3 protein-coding genes are annotated in these 2832 nt (G+C 67.3%); 2 read left to right on the top strand and 1 reads right to left on the bottom strand.

Annotation, left to right across the window (positions count from 1 at the left end):
• Both VJV41_RS23460 and VJV41_RS23455 read left to right on the top strand, forming a co-directional pair.
• Nucleotides 1–1210: signal recognition particle protein (locus VJV41_RS23460; protein WP_325337757.1), on the top strand; the 1210-nt coding region annotated here is incomplete at its 5' end.
• Between the two features lies 1 nt (nt 1211).
• Nucleotides 1212–2309, top strand: coding sequence for an amidohydrolase family protein (locus VJV41_RS23455; RefSeq protein ID WP_325337755.1), 1098 nt, complete (start codon nt 1212–1214; stop codon nt 2307–2309).
• Here the strand turns inward: VJV41_RS23455 and VJV41_RS23450 are convergent.
• The coding region (locus tag VJV41_RS23450) for a D-alanyl-D-alanine carboxypeptidase family protein (protein WP_325337753.1) at nt 2306–2832 on the bottom strand (527 nt) is incomplete at its 5' end. The genes VJV41_RS23455 and VJV41_RS23450 overlap by 4 nt on opposite strands.

The raw sequence follows: 2832 nt of genomic DNA, 5'->3' as shown, positions 1-2832 counted from the left end.
CGGTCTGCAGGGTTCCGGTAAGACGACGCTGGCCGGCAAGCTGGCCCGCTGGCTGCGCGGCCAGGGCCACACGCCGCTGCTGGTCGCCGCGGACCTGCAGCGCCCGAACGCGGTGACGCAGCTGCAGGTCGTCGGCGAGCGCGCCGGGGTCGTCACCTTCGCCCCCGAGCCGGGCAACGGCGTCGGCGACCCGGTCGACGTCGCCCGCCGCGCCATCGCCGAGGCCAAGCACGCGCAGCACGACGTCGTCATCGTCGACACCGCGGGCCGGCTGGGCATCGACGACGAGCTGATGAGCCAGGCCGCCGCGATCCGCCAGGCCGTCGACCCCGACGAAGTGATCTTCGTCCTCGACGCCATGATCGGTCAGGACGCCGTGACCACGGCCGAGGCGTTCCGCGAGGGTGTCGGCTTCACCGGCGTCGTGCTGACCAAGCTCGACGGCGACGCCCGTGGCGGCGCGGCGCTGTCGGTGCGCGAGGTCACCGGGGTGCCGATCCTGTTTGCGTCGACCGGCGAGAAGCTCGAGGACTTCGACGTCTTCCACCCCGACCGGATGGCCAGCCGGATCCTTGGCATGGGCGATGTGCTCAGCCTGATCGAGCAGGCCGAACAGCATTTCGACGCCGAGCAGGCCGAGGCCGCCGCGGCGAAGATCGGCAGCGGCGAGCTCACACTCGAGGACTTCCTCGAGCAGATGCTGGCCATCCGAAAGATGGGCCCGATCGGCAACCTGCTGGGCATGTTGCCCGGCGCCGGTCAGATGAAAGACGCGCTGGCCGCGGTCGACGACAGCCAGCTCGACCGGGTGCAGGCCATCATCCGTGGCATGACGCCCGCCGAGCGGGCCGACCCGAAGATCATCAACGGTTCGCGCCGGTTGCGCATCGCCAACGGCTCGGGCGTGACGGTGGGCGAGGTCAATCAGCTCGTCGACCGGTTCTTCGAGGCCCGCAAGATGATGTCCCAGATGGCCGGCCAGATGGGAATGCCGTTCGGCCGCAAGAACTCCCGCAAGGCCGCAAAGGGCAAGGGCAAGAAGGGCAAGAAGGGCGGGCGCGGTCCGACACCACCCAAGACGCGCAATCCGCTGGGTGCCGGTATGCCGGCCGGGTTCCCTGACCTGTCCAACATGCCCAAGGGGCTCGACGAGTTGCCGCCCGGACTGGCCGACATCGACCTGTCGAAGCTGAAGTTTCCCAAGAACTGACGTGCGCCTCCACGTACGCGGACGGGGACTCCCTGATGGCGAGCCCGTGGAGTGGTGGATCGTCGATGAGCCCTCGGGCGAAGAGCACGGACGCCGCGGCATGCTGAGCGCGGAGCCTGTGGCCGATGCCGAAACAGTCTTCGACGGCGGCTGGATCATTCCCGGACTGGTCGACGCGCACTGCCACGTCGGGCTCGGTGAACACGGCCCCGTCGAACTCGACGAATGCATCGAACAGGCCAAGACGGAACGTGACGCTGGCGCATTGCTGCTGCGCGACGCCGGCTCGCCGGTGGACACCCGAAGCCTCGATGACCACGACGATCTGCCGAACATCATCCGGGCCGGTCGTCACCTGGCCCGGCCGAAGCGCTACCAGCGCGGGTTTGCGATCGAACTGGACGACGAGACGCAGCTGCCCGACGTGGTCGCCGAGCAGGCGCGGTGGGGCGACGGCTGGGTGAAGCTGGTTGGCGACTGGATCGACCGCGACGCCGGCGATCTCGCGCCACTGTGGTCCGACGATGTGTTGAAGGCCGCGATCGACGCTGCCCACGCCAATGGTGCTCGAGTCACGGCGCATGTGTTCAGCGAGGACGCTCTGCCCGGCCTGATCAACGCGGGCATTGACTGCATCGAACACGGCACCGGTCTCACCGACGACACTATCGAGCTGATGGTCGAGCACGGCACGGCGCTGGTACCGACGTTGATCAACATCGACAACTTCCCTGGCATCGCCGCCGCCGCGGAGAAATATCCGGCGTATGCCAGGCACATGCGCGACTTGTATGCCACCTGCTATCCGCGGGTCGCCGCGGCCCGTGAAGCCGGCGTGCCGATCTACGCGGGCACGGATGCGGGCAGCATGGTCGCGCACGGTCGAATCGCTGATGAGATCGAGTTGCTCAAAGGCATCGGCATGACTCCAACGGAGGCGTTGGGTGCGGCGTGCTGGGATGCGCGGCAGTGGCTGGGTCGGCCGAGCCTCGAACACGGCGCGGCCGCAGATCTGGTGTGCTACCGCGACGATCCGCGTCTGGGCCCCGACGTGCTCAACAAACCCGATATGGTGATCCTGCGGGGCCGGGTGTTCTAGCGGTACTGGCTGAAGCCCCAGTCGAACAGGCCGATCGCCTGGCCGTACATGTCGCCCGAGCCGTACATCTGCACGACGACCAAACGCCGGCCGTTTCTCTGAGCCGCGCCGACGAACGTCTTGCGGGCTAGATCGGTGTAGCCCGTTTTGCCGCCCAGTGTGCCCGGATAGCGGTCGAACAACTCGTTGTTCTGGTTGTCGATTTGCTTGTAGCCGTTGCCATCTGGGAACAGCGCTGAAGCCTGATGCACGATGCGTGCGAACATCGCATATCTCAGCGCCGCGCGGAAGATCACCGCCAAATCGTTTGGTGTGGTGACCGATTCCATACCGGGCCCATCGAGCCCTGAGGGCGTCGCGGCGCGTGTGTTGCGCGCACCGAGCTGGTAGGCCTTGGCGTTCATCTTTGCGACCGCGACCGAGAATCCGCCGAGCATGTCGGCCAGCGTGTTGGCGGCGTCGTTGCCCGACACCAGCAGCAGCCCGTCGAGCAGCTGACGTGCGGTGTACACGTGGCCCGGTT

Origin of the sequence: Mycobacterium sp. (assembly GCF_035274705.1) — a bacterium.
In the GTDB taxonomy this organism is placed as follows: Bacteria; Actinomycetota; Actinomycetes; order Mycobacteriales; family Mycobacteriaceae; genus Mycobacterium.
This window is presented reverse-complemented; position numbering and strand designations above follow the sequence as displayed.